The sequence below is a fragment of the Chryseobacterium foetidum genome (genome assembly GCF_025457425.1).
Lineage (GTDB): Bacteria > Bacteroidota > Bacteroidia > Flavobacteriales > Weeksellaceae > Chryseobacterium > Chryseobacterium foetidum.
Genome location: NZ_JAMXIA010000002.1, coordinates 71,385 through 85,989, shown reverse-complemented (window position 1 = coordinate 85,989; position 14,605 = coordinate 71,385). Strand labels below are relative to the sequence as shown.

General features: G+C 35.0%; 11 protein-coding genes and 3 pseudogenes. 3 read left to right on the top strand and 11 right to left on the bottom strand.

Annotation, left to right across the window (positions count from 1 at the left end; genetic code table 11):
• The first annotated feature begins 12 nt into the window (after positions 1 to 12).
• Complete coding sequence (locus NG809_RS17740; RefSeq protein ID WP_262152668.1) at positions 13 to 1,137, top strand: DUF4236 domain-containing protein; 1,125 nt, start codon at positions 13 to 15, stop codon at positions 1,135 to 1,137.
• A 614-nt stretch (positions 1,138 to 1,751) separates the two neighbouring features.
• Here the strand turns inward: NG809_RS17740 and NG809_RS17735 are convergent.
• From NG809_RS17735 to NG809_RS18450, 4 genes and pseudogenes are all read right to left on the bottom strand, one after another.
• On the bottom strand, positions 1,752 to 2,189 hold the full coding sequence (locus tag NG809_RS17735) for a DUF3945 domain-containing protein (protein ID WP_262152667.1): 438 nt from the start codon (positions 2,187 to 2,189) through the stop codon (positions 1,752 to 1,754).
• 6 nt (positions 2,190 to 2,195) lie between these two features.
• On the bottom strand, positions 2,196 to 2,336 hold the full coding sequence (locus NG809_RS17730; RefSeq protein WP_262152781.1) for a DUF4099 domain-containing protein: 141 nt from the start codon (positions 2,334 to 2,336) through the stop codon (positions 2,196 to 2,198).
• A 147-nt stretch (positions 2,337 to 2,483) separates the two neighbouring features.
• Positions 2,484 to 2,750 carry a hypothetical protein gene (locus NG809_RS17725; RefSeq protein ID WP_262152666.1) on the bottom strand — a complete coding sequence of 89 codons (267 nt, stop codon included), beginning with the start codon at positions 2,748 to 2,750 and terminating at the stop codon, positions 2,484 to 2,486.
• 347 nt (positions 2,751 to 3,097) lie between these two features.
• Positions 3,098 to 3,187 (bottom strand): annotated as a pseudogene (locus NG809_RS18450) (JAB domain-containing protein); the annotation flags it as partial.
• Positions 3,188 to 3,940: 753 nt separating this feature from the next.
• On the opposite strand from NG809_RS18450, the gene NG809_RS17720 reads away from it, so the two are divergent.
• Complete coding sequence (locus tag NG809_RS17720) at positions 3,941 to 5,404, top strand: beta-lactamase family protein (RefSeq protein WP_262152665.1); 1,464 nt, start codon at positions 3,941 to 3,943, stop codon at positions 5,402 to 5,404.
• Between the two features lie 106 nt (positions 5,405 to 5,510).
• Here the strand turns inward: NG809_RS17720 and NG809_RS17715 are convergent, their stop codons facing one another.
• From NG809_RS17715 to NG809_RS17700, 4 genes are all read right to left on the bottom strand, one after another.
• Entirely contained in the window at positions 5,511 to 5,687 is a 177-nt protein-coding gene (locus NG809_RS17715; protein WP_262152664.1) for a histone H1, read from the bottom strand.
• 79 nt (positions 5,688 to 5,766) lie between these two features.
• Positions 5,767 to 7,191, bottom strand: coding sequence for a DUF3945 domain-containing protein (locus tag NG809_RS17710; protein WP_262152663.1), 1,425 nt, complete (start codon positions 7,189 to 7,191; stop codon positions 5,767 to 5,769).
• A 1,495-nt stretch (positions 7,192 to 8,686) separates the two neighbouring features.
• Complete coding sequence (locus NG809_RS17705; RefSeq protein WP_262152662.1) at positions 8,687 to 9,694, bottom strand: DUF3945 domain-containing protein; 1,008 nt, start codon at positions 9,692 to 9,694, stop codon at positions 8,687 to 8,689.
• Positions 9,695 to 9,721: 27 nt separating this feature from the next.
• Complete coding sequence (locus NG809_RS17700; RefSeq protein WP_262152661.1) at positions 9,722 to 10,093, bottom strand: hypothetical protein; 372 nt, start codon at positions 10,091 to 10,093, stop codon at positions 9,722 to 9,724.
• A 301-nt stretch (positions 10,094 to 10,394) separates the two neighbouring features.
• On the opposite strand from NG809_RS17700, the pseudogene NG809_RS18465 reads away from it, so the two are divergent.
• A pseudogene (locus tag NG809_RS18465) lies at positions 10,395 to 10,695 on the top strand (IS982 family transposase); the annotation flags it as partial.
• A 258-nt stretch (positions 10,696 to 10,953) separates the two neighbouring features.
• Here NG809_RS18465 and NG809_RS17695 read toward each other — a convergent pair.
• The 3 genes and pseudogenes from NG809_RS17695 to NG809_RS18460 all read right to left on the bottom strand — a co-directional run.
• A complete protein-coding gene (locus tag NG809_RS17695; RefSeq protein WP_262152780.1) occupies positions 10,954 to 11,367 on the bottom strand; it encodes a CPBP family intramembrane glutamic endopeptidase in 414 nt (137 codons plus the stop codon).
• Positions 11,368 to 11,685: 318 nt separating this feature from the next.
• Entirely contained in the window at positions 11,686 to 12,741 is a 1,056-nt protein-coding gene (locus NG809_RS17690) for a linear amide C-N hydrolase (RefSeq protein ID WP_262152660.1), read from the bottom strand.
• Between the two features lie 227 nt (positions 12,742 to 12,968).
• Positions 12,969 to 13,214, bottom strand: a pseudogene (locus tag NG809_RS18460) (IS982 family transposase); the annotation flags it as partial.
• Positions 13,215 to 14,605: the final 1,391 nt, after the last annotated feature.

The following is a 14,605-nucleotide window of genomic DNA, read 5'->3' as shown; positions in this document are numbered from 1 at the left end:
AAACTTAACATCATGGCTTGGTCTTACAGAAAAAGAATCAAAATTGTACCGGGCGTACATCTAAATTTCAGCAAAAGAGGCATCTCAACCAGCATAGGAGTAAAAGGAGCTAGTTTAAATTTCAGTTCTTCGGGAACCAGATTAAATACGAGCGTTTTTGGATTCTCAAATTCTTATAAAATTACAGGCAATCCATCACAAAGATCACAACATCCACAATCTTATCCGCTTCCTGTACCTGATTATAATCAAACTTTTCCTGATAATATATTTAGTGCAGATATACACGAAATTACCTCTCAGGATATGTCAGGAATTAAAGAATCGATCTTAGTAGCACAACGGCAAAAAATCGAATTAGAGGCAGATTTAAAGAAAATAAAAAAAGCATTAACTTTTTCTAAAACAAAGAAAATAGTAAGTTATATTTTGATTTACGGCTTTGTAAATAAAAAGGTTGTTCAGGCAATCGATCGAGATATTACTGCTCAAAAAGAGGTGATCATTGAAACACAAATTGTGATTGATAACTCGGCAATTAGTATTGATATTCAATTTGATGATCCGACAAAAAAGAAGTATGAACGTTTATATTATGCCTTTAAAAACTTAAGTACATCCCATCGTATTTGGGATATTACCGGTGCTCATTATCAAGATCGCGTAGTTGCAAGATCTAACGCCAGCACATTGGTAAACAGAAGAGAAGTTAAATTAGGATTAAAAACGCTTCCTATTATTAAATCTAATTATGAAGCACTATATTTCCAAAATATAAATGGAGCTGATCTCTACTTCTACCCTACTTTTGTACTAATGTATACCAGTAATCAAAACTTTGCAATCATTGGAATCGATGAGCTTAATCTGAGCATTACCTCTGTAAACTTCACTGAAACATCAGCTGTCCCGGGAGACTCTAAAATTGTCAGAAAAACATGGGCAAAGGTTAACAAAAATGGCACCCCCGATAAGAGGTTTAAAAATAATTATCAGATCCCCGTAGTACAATATGGCAGAATATATTTATCTACATCAACTGGGATGAATGAAGAATATCAAATGAGCAATTTTGAATTTACCAAAGAGTTTGGAGAAGCATTTCAGGAATATAAAATTTCATGTAAATCAATTTAAACTATCAATTATTGAAAAGGAGATAAAATTTAAAGAAGAAAATATAATAATTGTTTTCAGCTATCTGACGGTCAACTGATTTTAGTTATAAAAAGTTCACAATAGAAAATTTTGAATTTTAAAAGTCTGCAACTTTTTTTCAAAACATAGTGATGCACAGCAGGGCAATGTTTTTGAAATGGGGTTGCTCCAAATTCTGCAAAAATGCGTTTTCAAACACAGGGAGGAATTATATTTTTGCCGCCAGATTTTCACTAGCCACCTCCTTTTTTTAAGCCTTAAAAAAAGCAACCTGCAAAGTTAATTGACCTCGCAGGTTGCTAAAAAATAAATTAAAATTTACTTACTATCTTCTTCCAAACGACCAAATAAATTATACCACTTCCCCTATTTGTTGTGCGGATTCTTAAACGAAAACTCAATCTTCCCCGTTCTCCAATCAAAACTCACATATCCCTGATACTTCTTACCATTCTTATCCACCAACCCACTAATATAGGCCATCTCCCCTGCTCTCAACTTATCCATCTGCCACTTACGAAGATACTTCCCTCTAAAAACAGTAGGTACTTCTCTCTCAAAATCCTTCCGTACATCTCTACCATCAAAACCCTTCAAATTCTTCTTAAATAAAACTCAATCCACTGCTTATCCGTATTAAACTGCACCGTTGCAGAAAAAAGACATCCCTTCTTCGACAACATATTTTCAATAAACAAAGGCTTGCCCTCACAAAGAATCTTCACCTGTTCCAGATTCAAAGTCACCCCACAAATCACTGGAATTCTGACAAAATCCATTCTTAAAGGAATCAACTCATTGGTCAGCCTGTCCCTACTGATCAACGAAGGAAACACTTCATCTGTCCACGGATCAACAAGACCCACTACCCTTCCCATATTCCCTGACTTCAACAAGTTCAACTCATCCTCTTCCGTAAACTCATGCCCAATAAACTTCTCCCTAAGATCAGGTTTCTCACGAACCCTGTGAATACGGACAGCCACTTCCCCACGGTCATCCGACTTTAACTGCAACCGTACATCGACCATACTCAATTAATATCCATCACTCAGCGGAATAGAAATCAACATCGGCGTTTTATATCCTTTCAGCAAAGATTCCAACGCTCCCATACTTTCCAGCTTCTCACGGTCAATATCAATCTCAGCCAATGATTCCCACGGAACATCTTCAATCTGAAAGCGATATTTAGAATTATAGCTGCTAAAAGAAGAACCTTCAAAACCATTCTCTACTGCAGAAGCCTCGATGTCAATATGCTTACTGTTTCTGACAGCATTAACCGCATCAATAGAAACTTCAAACTTCTTTAAATCCTGTCTTTATAACTCCGATGAACAGTCAATAAATTCCTGTACACCTATTGCTGTTTCCTGCGCCTCATATTTCCTAACTTTAAAAAACGAATACTCCGCAGGATTTTTAAGCTGATTGTAAAAATCTGAATAAAAGTCCATAAAAGAGCCTGCCGAAGAATCAATTCGGATCATCGTATCCGCCTTTTCTTCATTGGGTTTAACATCTACGAGATTTCCGAATGGATTAACCGACTGTACAATTCCAACGGAATTGGTACTGTGATGAAGCACCAATAAACTACTGACTTCTGAATGTACTGTCTATTTCCCTGAATCTTTCATAATGATTGTTTATATAATTAATATTACCTTACTTACAACTGTACCCTACTGAAAACCCTAAATGCAAAATTCTTAATCCAAAACACTAAATCTAAATTTCAAACCTTATCTAATACCTCCGTGTCTTGTAGACAAACATATCGGGCTATCTGTCCAGCAAAAGACTTCAACCGAAATCTCCATGATTTTGCGGACACTGTCCCAAGAATTCATTTTAGGAAAACAAACCCCTGCACATCAAGTTCATCTTTCGGAAGAAGAAAAATGCGAGGAAGCTAAATTCTTTAAGTCCGCTATCAAATCATCCCATCATCCGCAAAAGAGAAATGCGAATCCGAAGTCAGAATAAAATGATCCAGCAAAGTCATACTCAGAATCTTTGCAGCCTCATTAAGCTCAACTTAATATCGTTCACAATATTGAATTTCATCTGATTTGCTCCGGGTAAGGCGGAGACCTGATTTTCCCGTACCTGACATTAAAAAAACCTGTAGATTCCATAATTTGCAGATTGAAGGAAATTTTGACCTTTTCTATTCTTATACCTGATTGTATCTTTTGAAATAGTGTCTGTATTAATATCTTCCAAAAGGACTTATAATTACATCTGTTAAGATGATTTTTACAGGGAGATTAATAAGGATCAAAATTTCAATGAACTGCATTTGCATCTTGAGAGGTGTCTGACTTTTTCTATGCAGGTAACCATTCAGGCAGTCACAAGGAAAACTGCAATCAATACCTTGAAAACAATTAAGAAAGAACATTGATGGAAGCTTGAAATATTTTTGTGGAGGCTCCGGGATGTCCGATCCCGGATACCCAAAAAGATTTTTTTTCGCAGTGACAACGGAATAAATTTGCTATAGAAAATCAGGTAGCCTCATAGGAAATTGAACATTGTTGTAATCTGATTTGCTTATGATCGCTTTAATAAAAAATGATGCGATATATCTTCAGAAATGGTAAACTGTGTAAAATAGAATTGTAAATCATCTATAAAATGGTTTTGAATAATCAAAATATTCACTAAACAAGGCTAACAATTCAAATATTTTAATTATCGAACAATGTCTTTTCATTCTTATATTTGACGCTTTAAAATCCAGTAATAACCGTATCTATAAATTAAACTGTATATGATTTTCATTTTCAAAAAGACATTGGCTGCAATTGTATTATTTTCCTGTACTGTCTCAGTTTTCTCTCAGACAGACAGCATTGATGTGTTTATCCAAAATCAAATGCAGAAACGTAAAATTCCGGGATTGGAATTGGCAATCGTCAGACAAGGTAAAATTATAAAAACAGGCTATTACGGATTGGCGAATATTCAGGATTCTATCTCTGTAAGCAGTAAATCTGTATTTACCATTAATTCCATTACCAAAGCGTTTGTGGGTGTTGCTATTTTACAATTGGTAGAAGAAGGAAAATTAAAACTGAATTCGCCTATCTCAGAATACCTTACTGATATTCCGGAAAACTGGAAATTGGTGAAAGTTCAGCAATTGTTATCTCACACATCCGGAATTCCTGACCTTGTGGATGAAGAGGAAGCTGTAATGATCGCTGATAATTTTGATGCGTCCTGGAAAAAAGTAATCGCTATGCCTAATGATTTCAAGGCTGGTGAAGAATTCAGATATAACCAGACCAATTATTATTTGCTTGGTCTGATCATTAATAAGCTGAGTGGAATGACGTTCCAGGAATTCATTACGAAAGGGCAACTTCAAAAAGTGGGCATGCCAATGACTATCCGATCTGGTTTCGGGGCAACGAAAGAATTGGTTCCCAATGCTGCTAACAGCTATCAGTTTTCAAAAGGTAAACTCAACAATATGTTCTTCTCCTTTCCTCCGGCATTACAAACGGCAGCGGGAATGAGTTCCACAGCCAACGAACTAGCCAAATGGATCATCGCATTGCAGAATATGGAATTACTAAAGCAAAAATCCAGTTTAGAAGCACTTTGGAAACCTGATGTATTGAACAATGGAAAAACAGCAGGATTCAGTTTACTTCTCAATGGTTACGCAGCAGGATGGCCAACAATCATCAGAGATGAGCATCCTGCAGTCGCACCTGTTGGAGGTGGACGTGCGGCATTATTTGTTTATCCAAACGATGACCTTTCTATTATCGTGTTGACCAATTTATCTGGTGGAACTCCTGATGTTTTTATAGATGAACTGGCTGGGTTGTTCATTCCCGATATGAAAGAAGCCAACGGTTTTGGAATGTCACCGTCAGCAAAATCCTTGAAAATGGTTTTAGACAAAAACGGGTATAAAAATGCCAGCGAAACAGCGAAAAAATTAAAATCAAAAAATAAGAATTTCGTTTTGACGGAAAATGAAATCAATATTTGGGGGTACAAATTGATTTCTCAAAAAAGGCTGGGAGATGCTTTGGAATTATTTAAATTAAATGTTTCACTGTATCCTTCAAGCGGTAATGCTTATGACAGTTTGGGAGAAACATATCTTGAACTTGAAAATTATGATCTTGCACTTAAAAATTACGAACAGACCTTAAAACTAGATCCACAAAATAAAAATGCGCAGGAAATAATCAAAAAACTGAAATCAAAGCATTAACTATTTTTATAAGAGATGACTATCAAAGCTATATCTTTAGCTAATTATAACCAAAAAGAATCCTGATTACAGTTGTGAGACGGATTCTTTTTGTTTTAGGCGAGTATTATTTTTTTGATTCCTCAAGAGAAACTTTTCGGAATTCCTTAAAAAGTTTGCTTAGTTCCAAAGCTGATTTTCCGGCTCTTGTTCCTGCTGCCTTGTTTCCTTTTTCAGATTGCAGACTCGCTTCAGTCGAAAATGCTTCAAATTCAGCATTGATTTTTTTGATAAGTTCTTTCATAACTGGATTCTATAAATTTATTTTAAGATAAATATATTTATTTTTTTGTTTTAAACAGGTAACATTGCTGTTTAAAAGCTTACATTTTGCGGCCTTTGGATTTGTTAAAAGGTTTATTTATCCTTTCCTGTTCTTTTAGCGGGTTTTTAAATGAAAATTCAAACTTTCCAATATTATTGTCATAGCTGATGTAGCCCTGGTACGTTTTTCCGTTTTTGTCTGTCAGGCCATTGATGTACGCAGGCTCTCCTTTTTTAAGTTTTTCGATCTGCCATGGGAAAAGTTTTTTATCACGGAATGTGATGGGAATTTCTGATTTCTGATGGTTGAGATTGTGTCCTTTTACGGTTTTGCTTTGAAGGGTTCTTATATTTTTGCTGAACAGGAATTCAACATACTGCCGGTCTGCATTGAACTGGACGGTGGCATTGAATAGTGTTCCTCTTTTGGAAATCATGTTTTCAAGGTAGAGCGGTTTGCCCTCTTTTAGCGTGTTTTTTTGGTTTTGGTCGAGGGTGACTCCTTTGATGGTGAGGGGAATTCTGATGTATTGTGTGCTTAATGGAATAAGGTCATTGGTCAGACGGTCTCTGCTGATAAGGGATGGCTGGATTTCGTTGGTGATGGGATGGATGAGATCGACTACCCTGCCCATATTTCCTGTTTCCTGTAAATTGATCTGGTCTTCTTTGCTGAAAGTATGCCCTAAGTAAGGTTTGGTGTAGTCAGGTTCCGGTTTAACGGGAAAAAACCGGATTTCCAGATGTCCTGCGTTTCCGACTCTGAGCGCTATTCTTGCATCTGTTGTTAAGACTGATGAACTGTTTTCGATATTGATGGGAAGAAGCATAGGAGTTTTATAGCCTTTGAGTAATGGTTCAAGTGCATTCATGTTTTCAAGCTTTTCTCTGCTCAGTCCTGTTTTGCAAATGATATCCCAGTTAATTTGTTCAGGACTGTAGAGGTAACGCTGTGAACTGAAGCGGAATTCAGATGGGTTTTGATTGGAAAAACTTTGTTGGTTGTTATAAGTGTTTTGAGTGTTATGATTGCTTTGATTGCTTAAATAATTAGTCTGGTGTGCTTCTACTGAGTCTATGGACACTTCATATTCTTTCAGCAACATGAGGTCTTCATATGATGATTCGTTGACATATTGCTGTAAATCTGTTGCGGTCTGATGAGCTTCATATTCAGTGACTTTGAAGAAAGAGTAATCTTCAGGCTTTTTTAGCTGATGGTAAAAGTCTGTATAGAACTCCTTAAAGGCATTTTCATTTTGTTCTATTCTCAGGATTTGTTCTGATGTTTTCTGATAAGGTGGTGTGTGGAGTATTGTACCGTCAGGATTAATATCCTGTACAATACCAATGATCTTACTGCTGTTATGAAGAACCAGTAAGGTATCGGATGATTTTATAGCAGGAGTGGATTTCGGATCAGCATGCTGAGCTTCGTGTTGAAGATTTTGTATATCGGCTTGTGAGTGATTATTTTTTTCCATACTTCCCATATTTGTCTTATTTACCAAGGGGTTAAAACTAAGACTTAATATAAGTACTAAGTTTATTGTTGTACTGAATGACTCTCGATGGCTCAGCATGACTATAGATCACCTGGTAGATGAATATTTCAGCTGGAATCATCCGGAAAATACTTTGGTATCTAGAAAAGGCATAGATAGAGGCAGTGTAATGCTACTGTAAGCGTGGAATAATAACAGATTTATTGGTTCTTATTTGTTTTGACGATGTTGTACAGATTGTCTTTCGGGAAAAACTATTGCTTATGTCATAATCAAGTCTTTTACTGTACAGTCAAAAGAACATTCTATCTTTATAATATGATTAACCGCTCTCCGAAGTCCCCCCGACTTTAGAGCTTTACTTTAGAGTCAGGAATAAAACCCGGTAACTTAACTTTGTCATTTTTTTTTCAATTTCATGATGCAAATAAAAGTATAGGTAACGCCATAAATAAGCAGAGCTGAATTTTTTTGTTAAAATTCCAATTTTTATTTTTTTTTATCATATGAAATAAAACGGTCAAACAAGCTAAGATTGAACTTTCGGCTCCGTTCAACTCAAATATTTTAGGTTAAGGTAAAGAAATCGATTCCTTACTAAATTTAAATGAATTAAATTATATTTTGCTATTTTTTATGGACCTTCTATTTGTGAAATAAATCCAATATTCTTCCAATGGAAAGAGAACTCCTCTTGGGTGATACTCTTAGATTCTCGGACTTATTATTATAAATAAAGCTATCGTGTAGGGCGATCCTCTAAACTATTATTTAAAGCGCTGATTGTATTGAAGGTAAGTTGCTCATCACCTTTGTTTTATCTTTGCAACATTCGCAATACATTAATAATTTGATTTAAATGTTTTTTTCTAAACAGAAATAAATTGAACTGAAATCTTTTTGTTATTGAACGCGACTGAATAATTATCTTCATGCGTTTTCCAAAGATATGGTTCCTGATTTCAAAATGCCGAATCGCCGTTTTGGGAAACTCAGCTATAGGTGAAACATATCCTTTTTTTGCAAAAGGATGGATTTTTCTAATCGTAAGACAAGCTGCTGATTCATCAATTTCAATATACTTTATTCGCAACAATAATACTGACAAAAGTACTGAAATTACGATAACAACCGGAGTCAAGTATAAATTGTGAGGAATAAATTGAAGCAGAATTATTATAAAAACACATACTGTAAGAAGAGTAACATTTAGCAACGCAAGGATTTTTACAGCCTTTAGATTTGAGATTTTCATTAAAAATACTATATTAGAGAGACATACAATAAAAAAAATATGTCATTATTTGGTCTTCAAATCTAAATATTTATTTTTATAAAATCTATCAATTTTTAACACATTTTATATAAAAAAAAATAATTTATTTAAATAATCAGGACGTGGTAGTTAATTTTTCAGCAAATTCATTTCTGGCTTAAAAAATTAACTCAGAATCAAAGCGTAGATTGATATAATTTAGAATTTATTTATCCTTGCTTGTTCTTTTACCGGATTTTTAAACGAAAATTGAAACTTCCCAATATTCTTGTCATAGGTGATGTAGCCCTGGTACTTCTTTCCGTTTTTGTCTGTCAGGCCATTGATGTATGTAGGCTCTCCTTTTTTGAGTTTTTCTATCTGCCATGAGAAGAGTCTTTTGTCACGGAATGTGATTGGTATTCCCAGTTCCGGATGGTTGAGATTGTATCCTTTTACGGTTTTGCTTTGAAGGGTTCTTATATTTTTGCTGAATAGAAATTCAACATATTGCCGGTCTGCATTGAACTGGACGGTGGCATTGAATAGTGTTCCTCTTTTGGAAATCATGTTTTCAAGGTAGAGCGGTTTGCCCTCTTTTAGCGTGTTTTTTTGGTTTTGGTCGAGGGTGACTCCTTTGATGGTGAGGGGAATTCTGATGTATTGTGTGCTTAATGGAATAAGGTCATTGGTCAGACGGTCTCTGCTGATAAGGGATGGCTGGATTTCGTTGGTGATGGGATGGATGAGATCCACTACCCTGCCCATATTACCTGTTTCCTGTAAATTGATCCGGTCTTCTTTGCTGAAAGTATGCCCTAAGTAAGGTTTGGTGTAGTCAGGTTCCGGTTTAACGGGAAAAAACCGGATTTCCAGATGTCCTGCGTTTCCGACTCTTAACGCTATTCTTGCATCTGTTGTTAAGACTGATGAACTGTTTTCAATATTGATGGGAAGAAGCATAGGAGTTTTATAGCCTTTGAGTAATGGTTCAAGTGCATTCATGTTCTCAAGCATTTCCCTGCTCAGTCCTGTTTTGCAAATGATATCCCAGTTGATTTGTTTAGGATCATAGAGGTAACGCTGTGATCTGAAATGAAACGCAGGTTTATTTTCACTTGAAAAACTGTGGTGGTCGTTTTGATTGCTTTTACTGTTTTGACTGTTTTGATTTCTTTGAATGTCTAGGTAATTACTGTAATGAGCTTCTACTGAATCTATGGACACTTCATATTCTTTCAGTACCTGTTGATTTTAGTCTCCGGAGTCAATGATGTACTGTTGTAAATCTGATGCAGTCTGTTGGGCTTCATATTCGGTTACTTTGAAGAAGGAGTATTCCTGCGGATTTTTAAGCTGGTGATAGAAGTTGATATAGAACTGAGCAAAGGCATTTTCGTTTTGTTTTATTTTCAGGATTTGTTCTGAGCTATTTTGGTAAGGGGATGTCTGCTGTACCGTACCGTCAGGATTGATGTTTTGGACAATTCCAACCAGCTTATTTCGGTTGTGGAGAACCAGTAAAGTATCGGATGCTTTTAGATCTGGATTGGATTGCGGATCAGCCTGCCGATCCTGTTGCTGCATGTCTTGTTGAGCATCTTTTAGGTGATTATTTTCTTCCATACTGCGAATGTTTGCCTGAGTTTTTTAATAGACAAAACTAAACAGTAATGCTAGTACTGAGTTTCTTGTTGGACTGAATGACTTTAGTTGGCTTTACATGTCTGCAGATCAATTGATAATTGATTATTTGAGCTGGAATCATCCTCAAAATACTTTGGTACCTGGATCAGGTATAGATAAAGCCAGGATAATGCCACTGAAAGCGTAGAATTAATATAGAGTTTTAACTTATCGTTTATTTTTGCACATGTACAGTTTGGGTTTCGAGAGAAACTGTGTCTAATGCCATATTTATTGGTCGATCAGCGAGAAATTATGGGTTAATCTGTTACATTACTCAAACATTAAACTTTCTGTTCCAATGAGAAAAATCAACATGAATTTGTGTCGTTTTCGAAAGTAAAATCTATAATCAGAAAACGGATCAAAACAGGTATACCACAAATCGGCGGGAAATTTTTATTACAAAGCAATTTACCAGACTTTTGAGGGATTGGCAACCAGAATTAGCTCTAAAATCACTCCTATTACAATGATACAATATCTTAATTTTTTGATATTTAAAAAAAAGTTTAAACAAATTAAAAATTAATTTATGGTAAATGCACAACAGGTTATAAAAAGATTAATATTGCTTAGATCCTAATTTTTTTAGATTTTTATATTCTAATTTTTTTATTCTGTTATAAAGCATATAGACAATACAATTTGTAAATTTTAAATAGGTTATAAAGAAGTTATCTTAAATATCGAATAAGACAATCTTATACTACGAGAACATTATTTTGAAACAGCTGAAATCAGTTCTTGAGTAAATGACTTACAAGCGAAAATTGCACGAAGTAATTAGAAGCACATCGTTACCAGATAAACTGGTAGAACTCTATGTATCCCAAGTAGCTCAATGTGAGAAAAACGGTATCTATCAGTCCGTGGACAATGATATTGATCCAGATATTTTTGAATTTGATATATAAAAATCCAAAAGCAATCCCGAATACGAATGTCATGATCAGTCCTGCCGTACCTTGGTACAAATGGGGCAGACAGAACATCAATGCGGAAAGGATCACTATAAGAATTTTCTTATCACCGAAGATATTTTTCAGTTGAGCGAAAGCAAATGCCCTGAACAGCAATTCCTCTCCTATCGCAGCACTGATCCACATTCTGTACAGCCATTTGAGATACTGTGCCGTGTCACCTTTGATGTGCTCAAAAGTAGAATAATCAGCTGGTTCGTTGCAAAGCCAATTGACCAGCGGCTGGATCATAAAATCCACACTCAATTCTAAGATTAGATATGAAACTAAAATATTCTTTATGTCACCTGATTTGAGGTTCTTAAAATTGAGTGATTTCAGATCTCCATTTTGCAGATAGGTACTGATTAGGATAAAAATAATGATGACACAAAAAGTATATGGAAATTTTGTCAGTGGATTATAGATCAGTAAAAAAGATATGGCAAGTAACGCTAGTGATATCCATTTAGTTTGTAGCAGCCTTTTCATCTTCATCATTTCAAAAGTTTGGTTTGCAGCCTTATGAAGCCGGAAGGATATTTTCAAAGAACTTTGCAATGTTCTTCTTCAGTTTTTCAAAATGTCCGATTCTCCAAATTCTTTATTATCATAGCCTATTGGAAACCCTTTCTCCCCATATTGATTATTTTTTAGAGTTGTAAGATTTTGAAAGTCCCCGTTCACAATTCCGGTCTCATCGGTATGGATATCTAAGTATTTTATAGCCGCATTTCTGGAGAAATCCAACTTTTTGAGATCTATGGTCTTTACCTCTTTCTTCAGATCAGATCTGAAATACAGATTCATTTTCCTGGTATCAATGACCGTCTGCCATTCGCCGGGATGTATAGAGTTTAAAATATTCCACGCATAGTCGACAGGCTTTTCATCGTACGTATAATTTTTTAGCATGTAGTACGCACGGCTGTAGCGGTCTTCCCATTTTATGTTCTGTTCAAAATCAAACTTTTCATTTCCGCCAAGAAAATCAAATTTTTTAGCAGCGGCCAGATCCTTATGGTACTGATTGTTGCATAGCAATGGCATTGGCATTTCCTTATTGGTAAGTACGGTGTATTTCCCGTTTAATAAGGCGATCGTTGCAGAATTTCCTTTGGCATCGGTCAGGAAAAAATGACTCCCTGCTGCATTGGGCCACCAGTTAATGTTGGGACCATCATTCAGATGGTCTACCACTTCTTTTACCGTTTTGTAGTTGTCCAACTGATACTGAATCCATTGTGCCCAGAACATATCAGGCTGTTTTGGATTATATACTTTACTGGTCTCTTCGAGATATAATTCAACCAAAAAAAGACCTTTTTCATTGACGCCGTAGCAGGGAAGGTCATATCCCAAAAGATTAAACGTAACGGAACCGAATTTTGAAGTCCATTGTTTATTGGCTTGTGTTTGATCAGTTGTCAGATTTTGCCAGCTGATATTCCTTTTCAGGACATCCCGCTTATTAATGACGATCATTCCTGGCATTGTTTTCCAGTTTTCATTAAAGCCAACGACGTTATAATTGTTCCCAGTCAGCAAAAATGCCGAGCACGCTTTACTTTGGACTGAGTAAACGAGAGCGGATATCAATATGTATCGGAGAAAGAAAATTTTCATAAAGAATACTAATTTATTTTAATGACCAGCAGAAATAGTTTGATCGACAGGCCTGTATTTTTTTCAGAAACTTTGTTCTGTGATTTGAATATTATATACTATACAAATTTACAATTATTGAACAAATGAAGTTGTAAATCGTCAGATTTAAGTTTCATTTATTCTTAGAAACTTATCTTTAATAACAACAGTTTCACAGAATTTCCTTACACACATTACTTTAAAATTGGGAATAGATCTTTCCAATTTACACAAACTATTTCCTGATAATAACGTTTAAATGTTTTGTGAGCACCCAAGCGATAACCTATCATGATTAAAATAATTTCGGAATCAGACATTTTTGAACTTCTGTTTCTACTTTTTGGCGTACTCAAGTGATTCCAGCTTCAATTTTTAATTTGTACATCAAACTCTTTACAAAAACCGCCTGTTTGTACAAAAATATTTATAATTTGGTATTTCAAACTCATAGCAATAAATTATTTAAATATTTGAATGTCAAAGACCTAAAGATACAAATATTGCTTTTTTTACAAATTATATTTCTGTTTTTATCCCTAACTCAGTTATGTAAATATTTTATGGAGGATATTATTAATAGAAATTGCTAAATAATTAGAAGTCCTGGCTCCAATCTAGTTAAACTATCCGAATTTAATATATTCATCTGTTTTAAGTATATCGAAATTCAGTTTCTTCTAAACTGAAACAAATTATGAAGTCTAATCCGAATTTTTATAGATACTTATAAACATTTCATTTGACTCTTCAGCAACAATGTTACTGAAACGATCATAGTATTTTAACACATCACTAATTATTTCATTTTTGGTAAAGTACTTGAAATCACAGTCTTCATGCGAATCACCAAAAGATGTTTTAGGATAATAAGTTACGTTGCTATCCGCTTCTGGCATGATGTCATCATCATCCATGAATTCGTAAACTATTCTCTTTTGACTCATTATTCCAGAAATAAAATTATTGACAACGTCGTGATCTATTTCAAAAGAACACTTTAATCTTCCGGTCAGTAATTAATATCAACAGCAATTCCATTTAATAAAATTACTTACTTTAATTCTGTGAAAGCAGGCAGGATAAGATTTTTCAGAAAAATGTTTACAAAGTTTTTCATCTTAAAAGAAATAATTTTTCCAAGTCGTCCCTTCAGGAATTCTCCTTACCACTGTGTTGTAGAATCCGAAAGTTCTTTTTAAATAGTATTGCAAGTGTATTAAAAGGTTCGTCGTTAGTGATACAACAAATTAAATCATAATTATTACGTACGGCTGTGCAGTGACAAGTATTATGGTCTGCATTGCCTTCTTCTCGTCGGTTATTTTTAACAACATTTATTCCGCTGGTCAAACTTACATCGCGACGCCTTCAAGCAGTTCCGTGCTTCTGAGTGCGGGTGATCTTATCGCCTACCGTATACTGGGTCTGACCGCCAATCAGCTGATCGGTTATGTATCCCTGCGGTACACTGAACAATAATTGGATTGTTTTTTTTGACTGGAATTAAAATGTCATGTTATCTGATAAATTTATTTATACTGACATCTGACGAATTGGTTTATAAGTGAATCTGATCAATCTGTTTGTAAGAGTCTTATCATTGAACCTGTAATAACATCTGATTAGACGATTTATCCCAAAAGTTTAATATGGATCAAAATTGCAATGAATTGTATTTGCATTGAGGTTTCTGACTTTTTTATGCTGAATACTGTTTAGGCACGCACAAGGAAAACTGCAATCAATTCCTTTAAAACAATAAGAAAGAAATTGCTCAAGCCTGAAATGTTTTTGTTGAGATTCCGGGATCCCTGATCCCGGATACGCAAAAACATTTTTT